Source organism: Psychrobacter sp. Ps3, assembly GCF_022129275.1.
Taxonomy (GTDB): Bacteria; Pseudomonadota; Gammaproteobacteria; order Pseudomonadales; family Moraxellaceae; genus Psychrobacter; species Psychrobacter submarinus.
In genome coordinates this window covers 1-23831 of record NZ_JADQAL010000016.1, presented here as the reverse complement: position 1 = coordinate 23831, position 23831 = coordinate 1, and the positions used below count along the sequence as shown (strand labels likewise).

Here is a 23831-nt window from a genome sequence, read left to right as displayed (position 1 = left end):
AGCTACCTCAATCTAAATCACTGTGAGGGAATAATGTCAGTACTTAGTATCAATCAGACTTACTCTGTCGGTCATCTAACGCCGAATATCTTACTTTACGAGCCAAGCTTTGAGGGTTGGCTTAGCGCTGTCTATCAGGTGTATGAGCGTAAGCTGCAATATGATCAATCCTTGCAATTGATCGCTGAGGATCAGTATGTACCCTCACTAATAAGCAGTGCCGCTCACGTCACAACTGACGATGAGCAAGCTCAGCGCGTGCTTGTTAAGCTCAATAAACTGCTTGGGCGCTCAGGGATGCGCCAGATCCTTTGGGGGTTTTTATCAGAAAAGCATAACATCGGTACTACCCTATTTCATATCGTCAAATATGCTATTGATCATCCTAAACGCCAAGTGTTAGAGGATTTGGGACGTTTAGAGGTGTTGGAGCTTGCGCAAACGGTGAAGTCCGTACACCGAGAAAAGCACCGTATGGAGGCTTTTGTACGCTTTGAGCACACCACCGATGATATTTATTTTGCACGTGTTGAGCCTGATTTTAATGTATTGCCTATTATTGGCGAGCATTTTCGTCAGCGCTATCAAGATCAGCACTGGGCGATATACGACTTAGCGCGCGGTTATGGCATTTATTATGACAAAAGTCAGAGTACGCTCTCACATCCTGCTGAGCTACAAACCATCACTAATCTTGATGAGGCAGTGCTACGTAATCCTGCTAGCATCCATAGCGTGGATGAGCAGCGTTATCAGCGCTTTTGGCAAGGCTACTTTACCAACGTCAATATCAAAGAGCGTAAAAACACCCGTCTCCATAGACAGCACATGCCGCAGCGCTACTGGAAATATTTAAGCGAAAAACAAATACTGCCCAACGCTGATTACCTTGAGAAAAAAAGATAGCAAAAATCGTCAGACCACCTTTGCACCTACTTACAAACCTTAAGCGCTTTTATCATCCGTACTCTCGCTGTAAGGTTGAGTTTTACTCTTTTTTAACTGACAATAGCAGCTTACCTTTTTAATATTTTAAATCTTAACTTAAAGAGTGCTTGCCGCTATTATGATCGTTATGCGCTTACTATCTTCCTTAAAACACGATGAGTCCGAACGCGGAATCTTTCATCTTGGGCGCGCTTTGGTCAAAAACGGCCACACCTCTATTATCGTTTCTAGCGCGGATGAAGATAACGAACTGGTCAAGCGTCTAGAGCGTGATGGTAACTTATACCATCAGCTGCATATGAATAAAAAATCTTGGCGGTCTTTACTGCAAGTAGTACCGCTGCGTCATCTGATCGAAAAGTATAATCCAGATATCATTCATGTCCACTCTAGAACGCCGGCTTGGATACTACATTTGGCGCTTAAACGCGCCAAAGTGAAGCGCCGCCCGAAGCTTGTGTCTACTATGTATGGGTTTTATCCTATTAATAAGTACTCGCAGGCCTTGTTGGATGTGGATACTATCATCACCGTTTCTGACAGTGTCACTAACTATTTGATCAAAGGCATCCGCCGTGAGGAGCTTGGTCCTAGGCACATTAAGCGTATTTATCGCGGGGTCGATACGCGCCGTTATCCCTATCGGCACAACCCTTCTGTCTACTGGCTACGCCGTACCTTCGCTGAATACCCTGAGCTTGAGCACAAAAAATGGCTAGTGTTTCCGACGGTTATCGGTAACGAATATGGGCAAGAGTGGCTTATCGATATCTTAGGTAATCTACAAGAGCAATTTCCTAACATTCATGTCATCATCATGGACGAAGATTACCGTGAAGGCGATGTGGTGCATGAAGACTTTCGTCAGCGCAGTAACACGTTAGGCTTAAGCGAGCGTATTACTTATGTCGGCAGTAAGCGTAACGATATGCGTGAGTGGCTGTCAGCGGCGAATATCGTCATGGCGCTCGCCAATCAGCCCGAATCTATCGGTATCAATGCCCTACAAGCGATCCATTTAGGTACACCGGTCATCGGTTGGGATCAAGCTGCCTTTAGTGAAATTCTGCAGCCCCTCTATCCGCAAGGCCTCGTCAAAAAATATAATGCTAAAGCGCTTTGTAAAGTAGTCAGAAGTCAGCTTGAGAGTGTCACGCGCCCTGAGATGACCAATAAATTCACTATGCGCAAAATGATTACCGAGACTCTAGGTGTTTATCAGATGTTATATGAGGATGCATTGGCAGAAGAGCAGACAAAATTAAATAAGCAATCCGATAAAAAACTAACCAAAACGCTTAAATCTGCAGCGCAATCTTTGAACAAACCCTCTGATCATCTGACTGAACAGCAGCCAGTGAAAAAACGCTCTGCCAAAGATTCCATATCATTAACCAAGAAAAGCTGAGTCAAATCTAAAACATATCTAAAACATATCTAAGTTACCAGAGCTTTCATGTTTTATTATAAAAAGAGCCCAACCTTAAAAAGTTAAGCTCTTTTTTCCAACGTACTGGTATTTATACAGATACGCTCATCGTCTTATAAATACATAGCGACTCCCAAGCACTCTACGAGCTTGAGCAATGTTAGCTCACAGCGCTGCACCAGTATTTAATCGAGACATATTCTTCAATACCGTATTTTGAACCTTCTCGGCCAAAGCCAGATTGCTTGATACCGCCAAAAGGCGCTACTTCGGTTGAGATAAGGCCAGTATTATGACCGACGATGCCGTATTCTAATGCTTCGGTAACGCGCCATGAACGCGCATAGTCACGACTATAAAAGTAAGCCGCTAAACCAAAGATGGTATCATTGGCTTTTTGAATGGCTTCGGCTTCCTCTTCAAAAGTAAATATCGTGGCAATAGGTCCAAATATCTCTTCTTGAGCAATATCCATCTCGGAGGTGATATTCGTCACTACCGTTGGGTTAAAGCTTAATCTCGAAGCATCGTTTTTATCGCCGCCCGTCACCACTTTAGCGCCTTTATCGAGCGCATCTTGCAGCAGGGTTTGTACTTTTTCTAAGCCGTCCTCATTAATAAGCGGACCAATATCAACGTCTTCATCCATGCCATTACCGACTTTGAGCGCGGCGACTTTTTTGGTAAAGATATCTAAAAACTTATCTCTTACGCTCGCCTGTACATAGATTCGGTTGGCACAGACACAAGTTTGACCGGCGTTACGGAATTTTGAGGCGATTAGGCCATCAGCAGCGGCTTCTAAGTCGGCATCATCAAAGACAATAAATGGTGCGTTACCGCCAAGCTCTAAAGAGAGTTTTTTGATCGTCGGCGCGCACTGTGCCATAAGCGTACGCCCAACTTCAGTAGAACCTGTAAATGAGAGCTTTTTCACACGATTGTCGCTGGTCAAAACCTCGCCTATCATTGAGGATTTACCCGTGACTATCTGAATCACACCAGCTGGAATACCGGCCTGCTCAGCTAATACCCCAAGCGCTAATGCGGAAAAAGGAGTTTGCGTAGCGGGCTTGATAACCACTATACAGCCTGCCGCGAGAGCCGGTCCAACTTTGCGCGTGATCATCGCCGCCGGAAAGTTCCAAGGAGTAATAATGGCGCATACGCCTACCGGCTGCTTGATAATCACATGACGCAATGAGGTTTTGGTCGCCGGTATAACGTCACCATACACGCGCTTGCCTTCCTCAGCAAACCAGCGGATAAAGCTATTGGCATAAGCCATCTCGCCGCGCGACTCTGTCAAAGGTTTACCTTGTTCAGCAGTCATAAGCACAGCGAGATCTTCTTGGTTGTCATCAATCAGATCCGCCCACTTCTGTAGCAGCTCACCGCGCTCTTGGGCTGTTTTGGCGGCCCACGACGCTTGTACCTTGTCAGCATAAGCTACGGTGTCGATGACGTCTTGCTCTGTGAGACTAGGGATAGTGCCTATGGTTTGCCCATTAAAAGGGTTAGTGACCTCGATGGTCGCACCATCACTTGAGTCTTGCCAGCTATCTTTGATTAAGCATTGTTGTTTGAGCAGCTTTGGATTAGAAAGGGTTAAAGTATCAGACATTATTATTTTCCTTATTCTTAATTATATAGGATGTATCGATAGCCGTACGCCGATGTGTTTTTATTTATAGAAGCACATTTTATATACTGCTTTGATATGTCGGTGTAGTCGCTTGTATTTGCATCACTGTGATAGCGTATACCTTTGCAGTTGTAAACGGACTCCCTCATTATAAGAAGATGAGGAGAATATTTACAACGGCCACTAACACTTCTATTACTAATACTAGTATCAGCTATAAAACTCATACTAGGCTACCCTTTATGACCTCCCTATTTCTCATAGCATTCTCATAACCTTCTTAATATTCATTGTTACTTCTTGTTGTACTTTTAAATTCAAAATAAAAACGCACGCTAGAGTTAAGCGTTTAATAGCCAACCCCTAGCGTGCGTTAGTGTAAATCGATTAAGATAATTTAAAAGAAAGCCTGAATACCCGTTTGCGCGCGGCCTAAAATTAGCGCATGTATATCGTGGGTACCTTCATAAGTATTGACTGCTTCTAGGTTCATGACATGACGAATAATATGGTACTCGTCCGAGATACCATTACCGCCGTGCATATCACGGGCGCTGCGAGCGATATCGAGCGCTTTGCCGCAGTTGTTACGCTTAATGAGCGATATCATCTCAGGCGCTGCATTGTGTTCATCTAATAAGCGACCAACGCGAAGAGCGGCTTGCAGCCCAAGAGTAATCTCGGTCTGCATATTCGCTAGCTTGAGCTGAACCAGCTGCGTGGCGGCTAGCGGACGACCAAACTGTTTACGATCTAGAGTGTATTGACGGGCCGCTTTCCAGCAAAATTCTGCCGCGCCCATAGAACCCCAAGCGATACCATAACGCGCTTTATTTAAGCAACCAAAAGGGCCTTTTAAACCGCGAATATCAGGAAAAGCATTCGCTTCGGGTACGAATACCTTATCCATGACAATCTCACCGGTGATAGAAGCGCGTAGTGAAAACTTGCCTTCAATCTTCGGCGCGGATAGACCTTTCATGCCTTTGTCTAGGATGAATCCGCGAATTTCATCTTCATCATTTTTGGCCCAAACGACAAATACATCAGCGATCGGGCTATTGGTTATCCACATTTTATTGCCCGTCAGCTCATAACCGCCATCGACACTGCGCGCACGTGTGGCCATCGAAGCAGGGTCAGATCCAGAATCTGGCTCGGTCAAACCAAAACAGCCTACATATTCGCCTGAGGCCAGTTTTGGTAGATACCTCTCTCGCTGCTCTTCAGTACCGTACTCATAGATAGGATGCATCACGAGGCTCGACTGTACGCTCATCGCCGAGCGATAACCTGAGTCCACCGCTTCGACCTCACGCGCTAGTAGACCATAAGCGACATGCGACAAGCCGGCACAGCCGTAGCCTTCGATAGTCACGCCAAGCAAGCCCATCTCCCCCATTTGCCGCATGATATTGCGATCAAAGCTCTCGTTACGATTGGCAGCAACGATACCAGGCATCAGCTCTTTTTGAAAAAACTGCCGCGCGCTATCACTGACCATGCGCTCTTCATCGGTCAGCTGGTCGCGCAATAAAAAAGGATCTTCCCAATCAAAGCTTGGGCTGGACTGCTTAACATTGTGCGTAGTACTGTGCGTAACATTGGTAGGTGCTTGCATATTGCTTTCCTTGGCTTTATAGCATAATTTGTGACGGGTTAGCTTATGATATATGGAATAAACAGTAAATCATAACGGTTCGTTTCATTTTAGTAGATAACAGCCGCTAGTCAAAAGCTGTGTTTAAAAGATGATAAAATCTTAATCACCAAAATGTTTGATGATGTCTGGTCTTTGAAATAGCACACCGTTACGCAACTCTCATTTAGCCGTGATATTATAGACGTATAATATTTCTACACCTGCCTTTGAGCGGTTATTCATTGTCATACTGCTGAGTCGTCCCATGCCCCAATCTCGTACCAACCTAAACGCTGAACCCAAAGGAAGCCTTCCCTACCTTATCGGCGTATTGTTACGCTATAGTACCTTTGCCGCTGCTGCCTTTTTGTTTTTGGCAGGACTACTGCTGACCAATTGGTGGCTGATTATCATCGGCGGCCTGCTAGTGGCTTTAGGTATCTATGATATTATGCAATCCAAGCACGCCATCTTAACCAACTACCCAGTTGCCGGTCACGTCCGCTACGTCTTAGAGGATTTTCGGCCTGAGATTCGCCAATATCTATTAGAGAACGATAAGGAACAAGTGCCTTTTTCGCGCCAGCAGCGAGCGCTCGTGTATCAGCGCGCTAAAAACGTTAGCGACACCAATGCCTTTGGTACTTTAGATAATTTATATGCCCAAGGCAAAGAGTGGTTCTTACAATCTGCCCTCAGTCATCCGCTAGAAAAACAAGACTTTCGCATTACGGTTGGCGGCGAGCGCTGCATACAGCCTCATGATATGTCAGTATTTAATATCTCAGCGATGAGCTTTGGTAGTCTCTCTGCCAACGCCATTATGGCGCTTAATCAAGGCGCTAAGATTGGCGGCTTCACGCACGATACCGGTGAGGGTGCTATCAGCCCTTATCATCGCAAGTTTGGTGGTGACTTGATTTGGGAGCTTGGCACTGGCTACTTTGGTTGCCGTACTGCCGAAGGCAATTTTGATGCGCAGTCTTTTGCCGAAAAGGCAGTCGACAGCCAAGTGAAGATGATTGAGATTAAGCTATCGCAGGGCGCGAAACCTGGCAAAGGCGGCGTACTGCCAGCCGAAAAAATCACCCAAGAGATTGCCGATACCCGGCAAGTACTTACAGGGCAAGATTGTGTTTCGCCCTCTTCGCATAGCGCTTTTAGTACGCCGCGAGAGCTAGTCGCGTTTTGGCAACAACTGCGCGACTTATCAGGCGGTAAGCCTGTTGGGTTTAAGCTGTGCATCGGTCAGCCATGGCAGTTTATGGCGATTGTCAAAGCCATGATGGAAACCGACAACTATCCTGATTTCATTGTCATCGATGGCGCTGAAGGCGGCACGGGAGCGGCGCCTGTTGAGTTTATGGACAGTGTCGGCATGCCGCTTATTGATGGCTTCTTATTCGTGCATAACACCTTAGTTGGTGCCGGTATCCGTGAGAAAATCAAGCTTGGCGTCAGTGGTAAGATTGTCTCAGGCTTTGATATTGCGCGTATGCTAGCGCTAGGTGCAGATTGGTGTAACTCCGCGCGCGGCTTTATGTTTGCTGTGGGCTGTATCCAGTCGCGCTCATGTCATACCAACACTTGCCCTGTCGGCGTGGCTACCCAAGACCCGTATCGTCAAAAAGCACTAGATGTCCCTAGCAAAGCAGAGCGCGTTGCCAGCTTCCACAAAAACACGCTGAAGTCCTTATCGAGTATCGTTGGCGCGGTAGGGCTTGAGCATCCAAGCCAGTTGCAGCCTTATCATATCGCTCGCCGCCTTGATGATGGGCAAATCAAGCTCTTATCGAAGTTCTTTTACTTTGCTGATGAAGGTGCGCTACTCGATCATAGCGCCCGCGCTGATGTCTTCAATCAGATGTGGGTGATGGCTGATGCTGATACTTTCTTACCAGATAATGATGCGCTCATCGCTTACAATAAAGACTCGCGTGATAAGGGTAAAAACACAAAGCTCAAGCACGAAAAAACGCTCGAAGATGTGACTGAAAACATGAATACCAATCTAAAAGAACAGTAATGTCTCTTAGCCTATCGACTACTCTGAATCGCCAGATACTGCAGCTTAGCGCAGCTTTCTTTTCAGCGGCAGCTTTGAGTGCTTGTCAGCCTTCTAGTACAGATAAGCCTGATAAAACAGCGCAGGTTTGGTCCTGTACAACTGAGCAAACTCCTTTTAGTTATAGTGCTTGTCGCATCGACAGCCAAGCACTAACCGGAGATCGTTATCAGCTAAAGCTGTTTTGGCAAGATGCTAATAAACAGACGCTACTGACTTTTGACAAACTTATTGACAGCCTACCGAGTACCCAGTCACTAAGCCTTGCGGTGAATGCAGGCATGTATAACGACAGCTACGCGCCCATTGGCTATACGGTCATCGAGGGCGAAGAAAAACGGGCGCTAAACCTAAAAAAAGGCGGCGGTAATTTTCATCTGCTTCCTAATGGCGTGCTATGGTGGGATAAATCAGGCAAAATACAAATTACTGAGAGTCAGGCTTTAGATGACTTAATCAAAGACGATAGAGCCCAGCCTTGGTATGCCACGCAGTCAGGCCCGATGCTGGTAATCGATAATGAAATCCATCCTAAATTCAACCCTGACAGCCAGTCTTTAAAGTTTCGTAATGGCGTAGGCGTCTGTAGCGATGGCAGTATGCAGCTGGTCAATAGCGAGAAGCCCGTGAGCTTTTATCAGTTTGCTGAGCTATTCAAAGAGGATCTGCACTGCCCTAATGCGCTATTCTTGGATGGTGGTATTGCCTCAGCGCTTTACGCGCCTAGCATCGACAAGCATGATAAAAAACAGATGGGCGTGATGATTGGCTTGGTTGATACTCAGTAAATACGTCAAATCTGAGTTATGAGCTAGATATAAAGCCTTACCTATTTGCTTAGCCATTAGTTTTTTGTACTTGGCATATCTCAGATATCAGCTTATGCCAGTCTTGCTTTAAGCAAAACTTATAAAATCTGATTTTTAGCGCGGTTTTTTTGCGGTATAAGCGGCTGGTTTGCCATTTAAGCAGATGCTGCTCTATACTGGAGACGATATACGCTTCGCTAAAGCCTTTGTGATTACTTGGACTCAATACCAATAAGTTGCTCATACATACAGGCGCAACTTCATAAAACAAAATGCGCTCCACCTCACTAATAGGCAGATGGGCTACTCGTTTGGCGATATACTCATAGCTTATCTCGTTATCGACAAACAAATCGGATAACGTCATCCACGCCACTTTTTTACCGCTAACCTTACTCATAGAACTTCTTTACGATCGCATGACATACCATGCCTTAGCTTAAAATTAGCACATCTGTCTGCCCCTTAGTAGCTAATAGTGGCTAATTTTTGCTACAATAGCGCCAATTTTTATGCTAAACAGCAGCACCTTACAAATTACTGATTTTATTAACGTATTGAGAGACCATTATGGGTTTTAACTGCGGTATTGTCGGCCTACCCAATGTAGGCAAATCCACTTTATTTAATGCTTTGACCAAAGCGGGAATCGCCGCTGAGAACTTTCCCTTTTGTACCAAAGATCCCAACACAGGTATCGTGCCGGTACCCGACCCACGTCTCAAAAAGCTTGCCGATATCGTCAATCCTGAGCGCGTATTGCCAACGACGATGGAGTTTGTCGATATTGCCGGACTCGTCGCGGGCGCGTCAAAAGGCGAAGGCATGGGTAATCAGTTCTTAGCCAACATTCGTGAGACTGACGCTATCGCCCACGTGGTACGCTGCTTCGATGATGATAACGTGGTGCATGTCGACGGCCGCGTCAGCCCAATCGACGATATCGAAACCATCAATACCGAGCTGGCTTTAGCTGACCTCGAAGCCGTTGAGCGCGCTATATTGAACCTTTCCAAAAAAGCCAAAGGCGGCGATAAAGATGCCACTGCAATGCTTGAGGTATTCAAAAAGATTGAGCCCCTACTTGCAGAAGGCCGAGCGGCGCGCGCAGCCAACTTAGATGATGATGAGAAAAAACTGATTAGAAGCTATGGTCTTATTACCCTTAAGCCTACTATGTATATCGCTAACGTCAGTGAAGATGGCTTTGAGAATAACCCTTACTTGGACGCGGTGCGTGACTACGCTACGGGTGAAGACTCTATCGTCATCGCGCTTTGTAACCAAATCGAAGCGGAGATTGCCCAATTAGATGAAGAAGATAAAAAAGACTTCCTAGCTGAGATGGATATGGAAGAGGCAGGTCTTGATCAAGTGATTCGCGGCGGTTATGATCTGCTTGATATGCAGACTTACTTTACCGCTGGGGTCAAAGAAGTTCGTGCGTGGACGGTCGCTATTGGCGCGACAGCACCGCAAGCGGCTGGCGTGATCCATACGGACTTTGAGCGCGGCTTTATCCGTGCTGAAGTTATCGCTTATGACGACTTTATCGAGTATAACGGTGAAAAAGGCGCAGCTGCAGCCGGTAAGTCGCGCCTAGAAGGCAAAACATACATCGTGCAAGATGGCGATGTCATGCATTTTAGATTTAACGTTTAATCTCATACGGTAATCACTGTTTATTGAGCATTACACACTACTCATTCAGCCGGTGTTGGTACTTTATCAGCATCGGCTTTCTTTTATTTATTTTTTGTTATATTATAACATATCTTATTTCTGATATATTTTGAAATTTCTATATAAATAAGGATTTTATGGTTACTAAATTTGCGGGTTTTGTACTTGTAGGAAGTGTCGCAATGGGGTCGTTACTGGGTTGTCAACCTAATACAGATACAGTCGATTCTGAAGCAGTCACCGAAGAGCATGCTGAGCCTAGTCAAGAAGAACACGATCATGACGATCATAACGGACACGATCATGATGATCACGAAGGACATGATCACGCCAGTGCAGGCACACCGTTTGTTTGTGAGCCTACCACTACTATTAGAGTTTCTTATAATAATGATAGTACACCACAAACGGCCAGCCTACTCATTGATGGTCTCGAATACGATTTAAATGCTAGAGAAAGCACTGACAAAACAGTCTATATGAGCGATATAGGCCTAGATGATACTCATGGCATTATATGGCAAGTAGATGGAGATAAGGCAACTTTGCGCAATAAGACACTAGATGGCAATGTGGCGATAGAAAAAGAAGATGTGATCTTTAATTGCCAAAAATCTTAGTTGCTGGCTGTACCGAGGGTACTATTTTGTTATGCTAAAGGCTCCCTTGGTTCGGATATGTCACTATGCTAGGTACGCCAACTTCTTTATCGTCTCCTACCGCACAATGGTCTCACCTTCTCAACTCTCAACGTCTTGGTTCTACAAAAAAATTCGTTACTCATGGAGTTACCCGTTCCCAGTTCCATAAAGATTACGACAGATTGGTGTTTTCACACTCGTTTCGGCAGCTTAATCAAAAAACGCAGGTGCATCCTTTAACCAATCAGCTTGGCATCCACACGCGCTTGACCCATTCGCTAGAGGTGTCCTGTATCGGGCGCTCTCTTGGGATGATGTCTGCCGAAAAGCTCCATGAAAAGCTCGCTGGCGGCCTGCCTATTGGAGTGTCGTCGGCTGATGTTGGGGTGATAGTGCAAGCCGCTTGTCTGGCTCATGATATTGGCAATCCGCCTTTTGGTCATGCTGGCGAGTACGCCATACGTGATTGGTTTATTCATGCTGAGCGCCGCTCGGTACTAGAGCATTTAAGCGCCGAAGAGCGGTTAGATCTATTAGCTTATGAAGGTAACGCACAAGGCTTTCGGCTACTGGTGCGTAATGAGCATCATCCTGATAAAGGCGGTATGCGCTTAACTTGCGCCACGCTCGGCGCTTTTATGAAGTACCCTTGGCAAGCCAGCCATAGCAATATCATAGATTGTGATAATAGCTACCCCGTAGATAAAGTACAGAAATTTGGCAGTTTTGTCAGTGAAGCGCACCAGTTAGAGGAGCTCGCAACTTGCTTGCAGCTGCCACGCTCACAACTGCACGATGGCTTTGCGCGTCATCCGCTCGCTTATTTGTTAGAGGCCGCTGACGATATCTGCTACGCCTTGATAGACTTAGAGGATGGCATCCAGCTTAATATGCTAAATTTCAATGAAGTTGCAGAAATATTTTATCAGCTCATTGGTGAGCGCCCTGCTGCTATCACTTTACCAGCAAAGCTATCGGTCAGCCAGCAGTTGGCCTCTTTGCGAGCGCGCGCTATGATGCGGCTCGTCAATACAGTGACGGATACCTTTGTAGATAATAGCGAGGCGATGCTAGCTGGCGAGCTGACTGGTAGTCTATTCGCCCACTGTGATGCAGAAGTGCAAAGCGGTATTACTCAGGCTAAGCTATTGGCTCGCGAGCGCATTTTTAATCATCCAAGTAAGGTGCGGATGGAGCTGATGGCCAATCAATGCTTACAGCGATTGCTCGACGCTTTTATGCCGCTTGCTTGGACTGTATCGAATCATGCATCAATGCCCTTTGAGCAGCAGCGCCTGCTTAGCCTACTACAGCCGCATCTGAGCGAGCAACAGCGCCAGTTGTCTGACAATATTTATCACAACATACTGATTATTTTGGACTTTATTACCGGCATGAATGATCATGAAGCTTATCGGTTAGCGCAAGAGTTACAAGGTCACTGGGGCACGATGGTATAAGGTGTTTTTAGGCTATAATAAAAACCTAGTACAAGTGTTCTGATTTTATTCGTATTTTCATCTTTAAATCGGTATGATAAACAACAACTCAGCCACAATAGATATCTTATGAGCAGCCGCGAACAAAAAAAACTTCAAACCAGACGGGCTTTTTTTAATGCCGTTTTAGATCTGTGCATGACTGGGCAATCTTTTAGCTCGATTAGTCTGCGCCAAATCACTCGTGAAGTGGGCGTAGTGCCCACCGCATTCTATCGGCATTTCGATGATATGGAATCGCTCGGTCAAGCTTTGGTGATTGAGGAGCTTGGCGGTACGATGGCTACTTTAAGTGAAGGCTTGCATATCGGCAAGACTCGCAGCTTTGAGCGCCAGATCGCCAAGAGTATTCAGCTGTTCTTACAGATGGTCAGCGAGCAGCCCTACTATTGGCAGTTTTTAGTCAGTGAACGCTTTGGCGGCTCGGAGGCGGTGCGCAACACCATCGATAAACTATTAAAGCTGCATATACAGAGCTTATCAGAAGATTTAGCACTACAGCCGGCTTTTAGTCATATCAACGACTATGACCGTCTTCTGCTGGCTGATGCTGGTATCAACATGTTCTTTTCTTGGATTATTGATTGGTTAGAGCTGACTTATTCTGAGGATCATGACGATGAAGCCGATTTGGATGAGATTGAGCGCAAAAAGCAACAGATGCAGCACAACTGTACTCGTCAAGCCCAGATGCTCTTTTATGGCGCTTATAATTGGAAATCTACCGAAGAGACTTTGCTTGATGAATAACGTCTACAATTCTTCAAGGATAAAACTAGCTTATTAAAAGTTAGGCGCAAAGGCCCAAAGCCGCTGCGACACTACTCTAACGGTCTTTGCGGATGTCTTATTAGAGCCGTCATTGTTGTTATTAGCAGCAACATTGTCAGTATTATTACCCTCAGAAGTATCGATTTTACTAACTAGCACTGTGGCAAATCTTTGTCGCGCTGCGCCTAAGTTAGCGCTATCGGTGGCAGTAATCAGCGCCGTAAAAGCTTGGCTATCGACAGCCAATAATGGCGTCAAAAGCTGACGCTGCTCAGTGCTGACCGCATTTAAAGGCGGCTGTTGCCAGATATTATCGAATGACTCGATTACTTGTTGCTTTTGCAAACGCTCTAACCCTTGCATCTGCTGCGCGCTGACATCCTCGACCAAAGCAGCCAGCACCTCAGGGTGAGCGGTATTGATATTGATCGGTAGATAATAAGGCACCGCAGTCAGATAAGGGCGCAAAGTCGCTAAATCCTCCGCGCTCATATTAGGCAGATCTTGCAGCTGATCAACACTGACGAACGGCTGATTGGGTAAAGCGGCGCTTAAGCCAGCGCCTTGTTGAGCATAAACTACGCCCTCCTCTCCGCCATCCTTATAGACTTCCCTATCCCCATCTTGCCAATCTAGAGCGGTGATAGCGATTTGTGTATCTAGATTGAGCTGAGTCAATAGCCGCTGAAAAACACCCAACGCGGCAACGTCTACTGTTCCGTCGTGATAAAGATTATTGATATTAAAGCGGGCGGCCTCATCGCGCAGCTCCATAGTCACGGTGTGCGACCCTAAAGGATAAGGTGGCAGCGGCTGCGCCCAAATATCTTGCAAACTATCGGTGTCATTGAGCATACTATCTGCTCGAATCAAAGTGACTGCCAGTTGCTGCGCGGCATCAATATCTTGTAGTAGTTGATTCTGATTGAATAATAAGCCGCTGCGACGAATGACAATCTTTTGACTAGCGAGCATAGCTCCTGCCACCACAGTGATACTGACCACCAATAACAGGATAGTCAATAAAGCCACGCCGCGTTGAGATCTGATTGCTATCGTCATAAGTCAGTTATTATTGCCAGTGTTGTTATTATCATTATTGCTATTACTACTGCTCAGCGCATTATCAGTCACAGGTAGAGGCTGCGGCGCTAACGCCCATTGCCAAGTAATCGGCATGTCCTGATAGGTAAAGCTAACAGCGATACCTTGCGGCAATAACTGAACGGTGTTTGCTGAGCTTGACTGCGTTACACCGTTGACTCTGTTATTAAGACTACTGCTATTCGCACTATTTTTATTGTTATTGGGAAAGGTATTAGCAGGCTCAGGCAGTAATGCTTGCCAGTTGGCAGCGGTTACGCCTTCGAGTAATACGCTATCTAAGCTCACATTTTGGCTCGTATTATCTCTGCCGCTTTGAATACGAGTATACTGACGGCGAATCAAACGCTCGTCAGCAAAAATATAATCGACATGCTGCAAACTTGGGCTAGTTTGATAACGGGGGTCTGGATCAGCGAAACGCACAAAGCTTATCTGCTCGCTATCTAGACGCATAAACGGCTCAGGCATCTGTACTGACGCAGTATCGTCAGTATTATTGCTCTGATTGTTATTATCGTTGTTGTTGCCATTAGAGTCGTTAAGCTCACCTGCAGTTTGAGCATTAGGTGCTTGATAAGCAATAATCTGTCCCATATCCTGCTGCAGCTGCAAATAGGCGTACTGCAACGCTGCCAAATTATCCGCCTGCAATTGCGCCCTATCGCGCGCACGATTGACGCTATCGAATACTTGCCAGCCTGCCACCGCAAGCATCGCAAATATCGCCATAGCGACCATCAGCTCCAGCAAAGTAAAGCCGCGCTGCGCACTCATGACGAGCCACCATCATCGCTGCTATCCAAACCAAAGAAGGCAGCACCACTACTTGCTGTCTCAGGGTTACTGACTATCACTGTGATGTCCGTGACGACCGAACGCGGCTCGCCATTGAGTATTGGCGCCACCTCAATAGTTACCTCTTTTAAAGCTGGGCTCAAAGTGTCGGCCACGCTCATCTGTACTTGCCAATCCCGTCCTTGCTCATTGACCCTTTGGCTGCGATTGGCAGTCAGCCAAGTCTGCTGAATACGTAAGTCAGCCGCAGCGTTTTGAGCAACGAAATGCGCTAAGGTTCGCGTTTTTAGGATATCGACTGAAGACAGATAAGCGCTACTAGCACGGCTAGCCGCGACGGCGACGACGGCTAAGATAGCGAGCGCTACCATCACCTCAATCAAGGTAAAACCGCGTTCTGATCGGCGCACGTTTATCACTGAAGGGCTGTTAAAGGAGTAGCAAGGCTTATATGACGTATCAGGCACTTTTACAGAAGGCGGTTTATCTGTTTTTAGACTTAAGCGCGTAAATCTTTTGGTGAAGTTCATACGCTATAACCCTTGCCCTATCATTATACTGCCATCCGGCATGATGGTAATCACCTCACCCACTAGCCGCGACTGATAACGCACTTCTATAGTGACAGGACTGGCTTGACCGGTCCCAAACCAGAGGGCTTGCGGCACCGCTTGTCCAGTAAACCACGGCTGTAGCGCCTGCGCTTTGGTGCCGCCATTGCTCGCGCTCGTATTACTAGCCTCTAAGCTTTGAATCACTAAACTGACGCCTGCAGGCATCTGCGGCAAAACAATCTCTGGCTCTAGCTCCCAGCTTGGGGTCGCTACGGCCTCTTTTGGATCCGCAGACATGGCTGAGAGCTCCATAGCGTTTTTGGGGGTAGTATCGATAGCACCACTAGCGCCAAGGTTGCCAGTAGCTTGATAGGCTATATAGGGATTGGAGAGACTGACGATCGCAGGGCTGATCTGTCCTTGTTTATCCGCTTGCAAGCTAAGCCCCATCGGCTGCATACGCTCAGCGGATAATAAGCGAACGTAGCTGAGTGAATCGGTTAAATGCTCATAAAAAGCTAAGTGTTTACGCGATTCACTGCTGCCAACAGACAAGCTAATCATACCGGCAAAGATGGATAAAATGACCACCACCACTATAATTTCTACCAAAGTAAAGCCAGTCTGCGCGTGTTTCATGATAGAAGGCAAACCTTAATCATTGATCATTAGCAATCAACAGCATTGCTCGCTGATGATTAGCTATTAATACTGAGTATTGCGGTGCTCTGCTGATTCTGTTTCGATTTGCTCGACGAGATCCTGCATGTCTTCATCATTGAGACTCTCATCAGCAGTATGCGCCGGATAGTGTCCAGGAAGATCTAGCATCTGCTGAACGAGCGCGTAGCGTAGCGTATCACGGCGACCCAGATAGCGCTGATAAAAGCTAGAATTCAGCAGTCCTGCCCCGCCTTGCCCCATCGCCCAAATCGTACACAGATAGTCGCGTGTGGTCATGCTGCTGTGCTGCTCTTTGAGATATGCACTGACGATATCGATCAGACGCTTCATACGCTGACGACGGATATCATAAAGCTCGGCAAATAAACGATTAAGCCCAGTCACTGAAGCGGCTAGACGCTCTTCAATCTGGTTGAGTAGCATCGCTTTTTGCGGGTTAAGTAGCTGCTGAAAAATCATCCGCGCTACTCCTGCTGAGGCGCAATCATCGACGCGGTTGATCTCAAATAGCTGCTCTTCGTAGCGAATAATAATGCGCAGATATAGCTCATCTTTACTAGAAAAATGCTTGTATAGGGTACCTTTGGCTAAATCAAGCTGATCGGCTAGGCTGTCTAAAGTAATATCACCATCGCCTGACTCAAGTAGCAACTGCTCAGCCATCGCTAAGATATTCTCTTCTCTTACTTTGAACTGGTGCTGACGACTCATAACTTCTCCTAAACTTGGTGAAATTAAGCATACAGTTATAGTTCAGCGCATCGTACGATTAACAACTCAGCTCTAAAGAGTCGCTAGTGAGGGGCAACTATAACAAGTAGCTATGCTTAGTAGTCAGTCATCGATTATCTTTGTCTCATAACAGCGGCTGGGCAAGGATACTCATTACCCAGCACTACTGGCAAATGCTTTTATTAAAAGAGATAAGAGAACGCTCAATGCTATAACAAACAAGATTTGAGTGCTCAAAGTTGAGCCATACGCCTTATTTATAAATGACTGACTGGTCATAGCATAACGACTTTAATGATATTGTTCTAGTAAATTTTCAAAGTTTTTTGCAGTTAATTGGCCGACCTCTTCGCTACTGCAGCCATACATATCAGCGATAAAGCTGGCGACATAGGGCACATAGGCCGGCTCATTGGGGCGTCCGCGTTTGGGTACCGGTGCTAAATAAGGGCTATCGGTTTCGATGAGTATCCGATCTTTGGGCATATTTTTTGCAGCTTCTTGAATCGTTTGGGCACTCTTAAAGCTGACAATACCCGAAAACGAGATGTAAAACCCTAGATCTAGCGCGCGCTTGGCAGTATTCCAATCTTCAGTGAAGCAGTGAATAATACCGTGCTCTGCGCCTTCAGACTTCAATATATCGATAGTGTCTTCTTTTGCATCACGCATGTGCACCACTAGCGGTTTTTTGAGCTGTTGACTGGCATGGATATGACGCGCCAAACTGTCCTGCTGCGCAAGCTTATTTTCGGTGGACCAATAGTAGTCCAGTCCTGTCTCGCCGATGGCCCAAACTTGCTCTTCTTTAGCCGTTTCCATCAGCCGCTCTACGCTCGCCGATTGCAAGACACCGATGTCTTCGCAAGGATGGATACCCACGCTCATACCTAGACGCAGCTCATCGTCGCTGTAGCGGCTGACGATATCAGCGATCTCATCATATTCGGCAAAATCGCACATAATCGCCATCGCTCGAGTGACATTAGCTTCTTTCATAGCGGCAATGGCACCCGAAAGCTGACCGTCATATTTAGTCAAATCGAGACGGTTGAGATGGCAATGAGTGTCAGTAAACATAAATACTCTCTTTATAATCATTCAGCGAATAGTTTACTATTCATTGCTGTTAAGACAGCGTTTTTCAAGGTTTCGTTTATGAGCTACCAAGTCTATTTTTTTCTAAATACACTATAACGGCACCACTCGCATCACCTCTTCTATTGTGGTCAGGCCTTCAGAGATACGCTTAGCACCAGACAGTCTTAGCGGCTGCACGCCTTCGCGGTACGCTTGCTGCTTAAGACTGTCTAGATTGACATCCGCCGCAACTAGCTTTTTGAGCTCGTTCGATAGCGGCATAATCTCATACAGGCCGATACGTCCTTGATAGCCAGTATGGCGGCAGTGCTCACAGCCTTTTGCCATATAGATCTGCGGCGGTAGTGTAGCGCGCCACGGCTGTACTAGCTCCTGCCACTGCAGCGCCATCTCACTATCGTCACTAAGTGCTTGTGCCTGTTTGCAATGCGGACACAGCGTTCTGATGAGTCGCTGCGCCATCACTCCTAGTATGGTGGCTGAGGTCAAAAATGGCTGCACGCCTAAATCATGCAAGCGCGGCAATGAGCTGGGTGCATCGTTCGTGTGCAAAGTTGAAAGCACTAAATGCCCAGTAAGCGAGGCTTGCACCGCCATGTTCGCGGTTTCAGAATCACGTATTTCTCCAACCATAACGATATCAGGGTCTTGACGCATGAGCGAGCGAATCCCATCGGCAAAATGCAAATCTATCGCGGGGTTCACCTGCATCTGATTGAAATCAGGCTCAATCATCTCAATAGGATCTTCGATGGTGCAAACATTGACCTCATCAGTGGCGAGCTGTTTGAGCGTACTATATAAAGTAGTCGTCTTACCAGAGCCGGTCGGCCCAGTGACCAAGATAATACCGTTTGGATGGCTAGTTAATTCGTGCCACATCTCGAGCTGCTTACCGGAGAGGCCCAACTGTGCAAACGAGCGCACAAGCACTTCTGGATCAAAAACACGCATGACTAGCTTTTCGCCAAAAGCCGTCGGCAAAGTCGATAAACGCAGCTCTGTCTCTAGGCCTTTATGAGTACGCGTCTTTAGCCGGCCATCTTGCGGTTTACGCTTTTCGGCGACGTTAAGCCGCCCTAAGATTTTAATCCGCGCGATCACTGCCATCAAAATCGCAATGGGCATCTCATACACAGTATGCAGCACGCCATCGATACGAAAGCGCACTTTACCCGTCTCGCGGCGCGGCTCTAAATGGATATCACTAGCACGCTGCTCAAAGGCATATAGCAGTAGCCAATCAACGACTTTGACGATATGTTGATCATTAGCATCGGGATTGGCATTATCGCCTAACTGTAGCAAGGCCTCAACGTTAGTGACGTCGGCGGCGGCGCGTTTATGGACGCTATTAGCGCCTGCGATCGCTTGGGTGACTTGATAAAACTCTTGGCGATAGCGGTTGATCTGATCTGGGCTGATATAGACGCTGCGATAGCTTTTATTACCAATTATTTTTTCGATATTGCTATGCCAGTCGCTATAAAAAGGCTGATCAGTGCCGATGACGATCTCATCAGCCGCCACCTCAATAGGCAAAATGTGCTGCGAGCGTGCATACTCAAACGACATCAGCTGTGTCACTGCTGGCACGTCCGTCTTTAAGGGGTCGATACGCACTAAAGACATATGAGCTTTAGCAGCCAGCCACTGATTGAGCCAAGCCAGTGTCAGCTTAGTATCGCCCTCTTTATCGTGCCCGTTAACTAACCCAAACTCGCTAATTGTAATTAGGGGGTGCTGAGACTTATCACGGCGACTGGTCATTACTAGATTATAACCGCGCTGATCGATCACCCTATCTGCTAGCAGCTCATCGAGACACCAGCGCAAATCTACTAGTAAAGAATAATCCGGAACCGACATAGTTATCTTCTTTTATGAGTCATTATTTAATGCTACTACACCACCTCGACCACTGAGCTAATCTGCAACTCCCCCGTCGCCACTTGGCAAAAGCTGACATCGACTGTCTTGTAGCGCATGGTAAAGCTCGTATTAATCTCATTACGGCGGTAAGCGGGCCGAGGATCCTGCGCAATCAAAGCTTTTATTAACGGCAAATCTGTCGCCACTAAACGCTGCTGTATATCCTCAATAACGGACTTGCTGCTTATAGGTACGCGGCTTTTTATATCACTGTCGACCAAGACTGCAAACTGCTCCTGAGCATTAACCGTCATAGTAACCGCTGACGGGGTCGGCGCTGCTGGCGCAAATCCACTCGTAGCATGCTCAATACTATCACTATAAGCGATATAAGGCTTAATATCGATAATAGGCGTAGCATCGATTATATCGGCACCGCTGATAATCAGTATCACTCGGCCTGCGACCACATCAATGCGTTCAAGCTTGACGACAGACAGACCCATCTGCGAGGGCCGATACATACTGCGGCTAGCAAAAACGCCGATCTTTTGATTGCCGCCGAGTCTTGGCGGCCTGACTTGCGGTCGAAAGGATTGGCTATTATAAGTGTCTTTATTATGATGAAACTGCCAGCTGAGCCACAGATGACTGAAACCCTCCAGGCCGACAAATGCTGCAGGCGTATCAAAAGGTGCGATCATCTCAATAGCACTCATTAGCGCGACTAGATTGGGCTGTCTTGGCGCCCCAAATTTCTGCGATAATGGCGCACGATGATAGCCAATGATAGGCGACATGTGGGTCTGTATTTGCTTACTCATGAGTTATTCCAAAACCAAAAACGCGCGGTCGTCAGAGACGCTCTATCAATCATACAAAAATAATCACTAACGATATTCCATTTTATCATGGTCAGTACGCATAACATGGCGGATTTTTATTTTGAAATTTGTTATGATGTGCCCCATTGTATATTGAGAATAACTTGCATCTGGCAGCTTGCCACTTGATGCGTTTATCGATTAATTAGAGGGCTTTATGTCAAAACTCCGCACAGAAACGGTCACAGACGTTCACCACTGGAACGATTCGCTCTTCTCTATCAAGACCACTCGCGACGATGGTCTACGTTTTCGTAACGGTGAGTTTGCGATGATTGGTATCTTAGTTGATGGTAGACCGCTACTGCGAGCTTACTCGATTGCTAGTCCTAATTATGAAGACCATTTAGAGTTCTTTTCGATCAAAGTACAAGACGGCCCACTAACCTCACGCCTGCAGCATATCAAAGTTGGCGATGAGCTACTCGTCAGTAAAAAGCCGACTGGCACGCTAGTCTTAGACGACCTACTGCCCGGTAAGAACCTCTACATGCTGGCGACTGGTACTGGCCTTGCCCCTTTCTTAGCCTTATCACGCGACCCTGAAGTTTACGAGCGTTTTGACAAGATTGTCCTCGTGCATGGCGTGCGTAACGTCGAAGATTTAGCGTACCGTGAGATGTTCGAAAATGAGCTGCCCAACGATGAAATCTTCGGCGACTGGTACAAAGAGAAGTTTGTTTATTACCCAACGACGACGCGCGAAGAGTTTAGAAATATGGGCCGTATCACCGACTTGATGGAATCAGGCAAACTGTTTGAAGATGTCGGATTGCCACAAATGAATAAGGACGATGACCGTGTATTGATTTGCGGTAGCATGCCGTTCAACGCTGATGTCTCTAGAATATTAGATGGTTTTGGTCTTACCGTGTCGCCACGTATGGGCGTGCAAGCCGATTACGTTATTGAGCGTGCCTTTGTAGGCTAGGAAATACAGAGTAGAAATCTGCGCAATCAAGATAAATAATTCTTGACGGTGATAATTAGGCTGTTATAATACGCCACCTATACAGCGCAATCTGTAGCCCAATATAATAAAGCGCCTTGCTTTATACCTAACATGCCAGTGTGATGGAATTGGTAGACATGACGGATTCAAAATCCGTTGCCTTTAAAAGCGTGTCGGTTCGAGTCCGACCACTGGTACCATATACGAAACCCTTACAGTCTATGGATTGTGAGGGTTTTTTATTGCGTGAATTATTTATAAATTATTCGAGTAATAATAGTATCAAATAAAATTTTGATACTATCTTGATACTTTGATGCATCTGTTATTTAACGTATTATAGTATTATTAACACGATAAATAATGCGGTACGGATGAGATATGAAAGTTAAGCTTAGTAAGAAGTTTGTTGATTCAGTAGCATACACCTCAAGCGGCACAGATATTTACATGGATGAAGTATTAACAGGCTTCGCACTTCGTGTGGGTAAACAATCTAAGCGATACACACTTCACAAACGCATTAACGGTAAGCTCTATCGTGACGAAGTTGAAGAAACACACCTTATCACTTTGACTGAAGCTCGTGAAAAAGCCAGCACAATGATGGTCAACATAAAGAAGGGACTTGATGTATATGATAGCTATCACGCTACTCCAAAAATAAAAGATACACCAGATTTTAACGTGCCAACACTAAATGAAGCTTATATCTACTTTAAATCTATGAAACCTAATCTTGCCAGCCGTACTGTTGAGACTTACGACCAACAGATACTTGGTCGCCTTGATGATTGGCTTGAAGTGTCTTTAAACGATATAACTAAAACTATGATAAGTGAAAAACATAAGCAAATAAGTAAGTCTAGTCCAGCTCAGGCAAATGCCACTATGCGAGCTCTTCGATCAGTATGGAATTATTGTCAAGATAGCTTCTTAGATGATGATGAAGAGTACATAATAAAGGACCAACCCATTCGAATACTGAATGCCAAAAATGATTGGAACAAAATTAAACCTCGTACTCACCATGTTGAGGAGGAATATTTGGGAGTATATTTTAAAACTTTGATAGAGCACCGAGACGGTAGTTCATTTAAACAAGCACCTTATAGTAATAACGCTCGCGATATTTTATTGCTTTTTATGTTTGCTGGTGTTCGTTTAAATGAAGCGCAATCACTAAGATGGGAAGATGTAGACCTTGACGCTGCTCGCATTGTCTTTAAAGCCACTAAAAATGGTTCTGATTACCATATGCCAACTGGAAAAATACTTCAAGCCATACTCAGTGAACGATTTAGATTGAGCTATGGAGAGCATTGGGTATTTCCGAGTGATTTGCAGAGAAATGATGACCATGTCAAGGATTTGAGCGGTAGTTACCGTACGATATCAAATAAGGCTAGCATGCATATTACCCCTCACGATTTACGCCGTACATTTGGCACTGTCGCCAATAGTCTCAATGTAAGCTACCCTGTGCTCAAGAGACTGCTAAATCATCGTGAGGCTAAATCTAGTGATGATGTGACATTACAATACATACAAGTATCACAGCGACAATTGCGTGAAGCTTTAGACGAGATTGAAGATTCTTATTGCAAGCGTATTGGAATGACTCAAGATGAGGTAATTAAGAGCCTCTTGCAGACATAACTTCATATAATTTTTTAAAGTTCTGTACAACTAACTAATCGATAGAACATATAACGACATTTTGATTAGGAGATATATTATGGGTATTAAGCTTGAACTGAGTATGACACAGAATATTAGAGACGAAAGAATCTGTGTCGACTATTGGGCATATGATCATAAGGAGGATTATCTTGAACATGTACGAATGCTATGTCATAAATATAGAATCAGCTCAAATCTATTGTTTGAGACGATTTGAACCGCCCCGACTATATCGGAGACTTGATTGCTTGAGTCAGGCAGCTTTGTCTGACTCAATAAAACTATCATAGTATCGTCTCTCAAACTCAAAAGGCGACACATAGCCAATCGTACTA

Annotated in this window: 21 protein-coding genes and 1 tRNA gene; 11 read left to right on the top strand and 11 right to left on the bottom strand. The window is 45.8% G+C overall.

Annotated features, from left to right (window positions below):
* The first annotated feature begins 33 nt into the window (after window positions 1-33).
* Both I3248_RS06790 and I3248_RS06785 read left to right on the top strand, forming a co-directional pair.
* A complete protein-coding gene (locus I3248_RS06790) occupies window positions 34-906 on the top strand; it encodes a TIGR03915 family putative DNA repair protein (RefSeq protein ID WP_238063064.1) in 873 nt (290 codons plus the stop codon).
* 160 nt (window positions 907-1066) lie between these two features.
* Window positions 1067-2356, top strand: coding sequence for a glycosyltransferase (locus tag I3248_RS06785; RefSeq protein ID WP_238063063.1), 1290 nt, complete (start codon window positions 1067-1069; stop codon window positions 2354-2356).
* Between the two features lie 181 nt (window positions 2357-2537).
* Here I3248_RS06785 and I3248_RS06780 read toward each other — a convergent pair whose 3' ends face one another.
* On the bottom strand, window positions 2538-4001 hold the full coding sequence (locus I3248_RS06780; protein ID WP_238063062.1) for an NAD-dependent succinate-semialdehyde dehydrogenase: 1464 nt from the start codon (window positions 3999-4001) through the stop codon (window positions 2538-2540).
* Window positions 4002-4419: 418 nt separating this feature from the next.
* Window positions 4420-5643 carry an acyl-CoA dehydrogenase gene (locus I3248_RS06775; protein ID WP_238063061.1) on the bottom strand — a complete coding sequence of 408 codons (1224 nt, stop codon included), beginning with the start codon at window positions 5641-5643 and terminating at the stop codon, window positions 4420-4422.
* 286 nt (window positions 5644-5929) lie between these two features.
* On the opposite strand from I3248_RS06775, the gene I3248_RS06770 reads away from it, so the two are divergent.
* Both I3248_RS06770 and I3248_RS06765 read left to right on the top strand, forming a co-directional pair.
* On the top strand, window positions 5930-7690 hold the full coding sequence (locus tag I3248_RS06770) for an FMN-binding glutamate synthase family protein (RefSeq protein WP_238063060.1): 1761 nt from the start codon (window positions 5930-5932) through the stop codon (window positions 7688-7690).
* Complete coding sequence (locus I3248_RS06765; RefSeq protein ID WP_238063059.1) at window positions 7690-8517, top strand: phosphodiester glycosidase family protein; 828 nt, start codon at window positions 7690-7692, stop codon at window positions 8515-8517. Before I3248_RS06770 ends, I3248_RS06765 begins: the two co-directional genes overlap by 1 nt.
* A 49-nt stretch (window positions 8518-8566) precedes the next feature.
* Here I3248_RS06765 and I3248_RS06760 read toward each other — a convergent pair whose 3' ends face one another.
* Complete coding sequence (locus I3248_RS06760) at window positions 8567-8938, bottom strand: hypothetical protein (RefSeq protein WP_238063058.1); 372 nt, start codon at window positions 8936-8938, stop codon at window positions 8567-8569.
* A gap of 170 nt (window positions 8939-9108) precedes the next feature.
* Here I3248_RS06760 and ychF point away from each other — a divergent pair, with 170 nt between their 5' ends.
* The 4 genes from ychF to I3248_RS06740 all read left to right on the top strand — a co-directional run bounded on the left by ychF (window position 9109) and on the right by I3248_RS06740 (window position 13111).
* Window positions 9109-10200, top strand: a complete 1092-nt coding sequence (gene ychF / locus I3248_RS06755; protein WP_201600830.1) for a redox-regulated ATPase YchF — start codon at window positions 9109-9111, stop codon at window positions 10198-10200.
* Window positions 10201-10403: 203 nt separating this feature from the next.
* Entirely contained in the window at window positions 10404-10841 is a 438-nt protein-coding gene (locus I3248_RS06750; protein WP_238063057.1) for an MliC family protein, read from the top strand.
* 65 nt (window positions 10842-10906) lie between these two features.
* Window positions 10907-12322, top strand: a complete 1416-nt coding sequence (locus I3248_RS06745) for a deoxyguanosinetriphosphate triphosphohydrolase (RefSeq protein WP_238063056.1) — start codon at window positions 10907-10909, stop codon at window positions 12320-12322.
* 108 nt (window positions 12323-12430) lie between these two features.
* The gene (locus I3248_RS06740; protein WP_201557785.1) at window positions 12431-13111 is read left to right on the top strand and encodes a TetR family transcriptional regulator; all 681 of its coding nucleotides are present in this window, start codon (window positions 12431-12433) and stop codon (window positions 13109-13111) included.
* A gap of 33 nt (window positions 13112-13144) precedes the next feature.
* Here I3248_RS06740 and gspK read toward each other — a convergent pair whose 3' ends face one another.
* The 8 genes from gspK to tsaA form a co-directional block, all read right to left on the bottom strand.
* Window positions 13145-14194, bottom strand: coding sequence for a type II secretion system minor pseudopilin GspK (gspK, locus tag I3248_RS06735; RefSeq protein ID WP_238063055.1), 1050 nt, complete (start codon window positions 14192-14194; stop codon window positions 13145-13147).
* A gap of 3 nt (window positions 14195-14197) precedes the next feature.
* The gene (locus tag I3248_RS06730; protein ID WP_238063054.1) at window positions 14198-15013 is read right to left on the bottom strand and encodes a prepilin-type N-terminal cleavage/methylation domain-containing protein; all 816 of its coding nucleotides are present in this window, start codon (window positions 15011-15013) and stop codon (window positions 14198-14200) included.
* The gene (gene gspI, locus I3248_RS06725; protein ID WP_238063053.1) at window positions 15010-15564 is read right to left on the bottom strand and encodes a type II secretion system minor pseudopilin GspI; all 555 of its coding nucleotides are present in this window, start codon (window positions 15562-15564) and stop codon (window positions 15010-15012) included. Before gspI ends, I3248_RS06730 begins: the two co-directional genes overlap by 4 nt.
* Window positions 15565-15567: 3 nt before the next feature.
* On the bottom strand, window positions 15568-16227 hold the full coding sequence (locus tag I3248_RS06720) for a prepilin-type N-terminal cleavage/methylation domain-containing protein (protein WP_238063052.1): 660 nt from the start codon (window positions 16225-16227) through the stop codon (window positions 15568-15570).
* A 66-nt stretch (window positions 16228-16293) separates the two neighbouring features.
* Window positions 16294-16983: a TetR/AcrR family transcriptional regulator gene (locus I3248_RS06715; protein WP_025645725.1), complete on the bottom strand. Its 690-nt coding sequence runs from the start codon at window positions 16981-16983 to the stop codon at window positions 16294-16296.
* A 312-nt stretch (window positions 16984-17295) separates the two neighbouring features.
* Window positions 17296-18084 carry a TatD family hydrolase gene (locus tag I3248_RS06710; protein ID WP_238063051.1) on the bottom strand — a complete coding sequence of 263 codons (789 nt, stop codon included), beginning with the start codon at window positions 18082-18084 and terminating at the stop codon, window positions 17296-17298.
* 111 nt (window positions 18085-18195) lie between these two features.
* Window positions 18196-19974, bottom strand: coding sequence for a GspE/PulE family protein (locus tag I3248_RS06705; protein ID WP_201557799.1), 1779 nt, complete (start codon window positions 19972-19974; stop codon window positions 18196-18198).
* Window positions 19975-20009: 35 nt separating this feature from the next.
* A complete protein-coding gene (gene tsaA / locus I3248_RS06700) occupies window positions 20010-20801 on the bottom strand; it encodes a tRNA (N6-threonylcarbamoyladenosine(37)-N6)-methyltransferase TrmO (protein WP_238063050.1) in 792 nt (263 codons plus the stop codon).
* A 217-nt stretch (window positions 20802-21018) separates the two neighbouring features.
* Here tsaA and I3248_RS06695 point away from each other — a divergent pair, with 217 nt between their 5' ends.
* From I3248_RS06695 to I3248_RS06685, 3 genes are all read left to right on the top strand, one after another.
* Window positions 21019-21792 (top strand): ferredoxin--NADP reductase, encoded by a 774-nt coding sequence (locus tag I3248_RS06695; RefSeq protein ID WP_025645717.1) that lies wholly within the window; start codon window positions 21019-21021, stop codon window positions 21790-21792.
* 134 nt (window positions 21793-21926) lie between these two features.
* A tRNA-Leu gene (locus I3248_RS06690) sits at window positions 21927-22013 on the top strand.
* A gap of 181 nt (window positions 22014-22194) precedes the next feature.
* Window positions 22195-23472 carry a tyrosine-type recombinase/integrase gene (locus I3248_RS06685; RefSeq protein ID WP_238063049.1) on the top strand — a complete coding sequence of 426 codons (1278 nt, stop codon included), beginning with the start codon at window positions 22195-22197 and terminating at the stop codon, window positions 23470-23472.
* The last annotated feature ends 359 nt before the right edge of the window (window positions 23473-23831 follow it).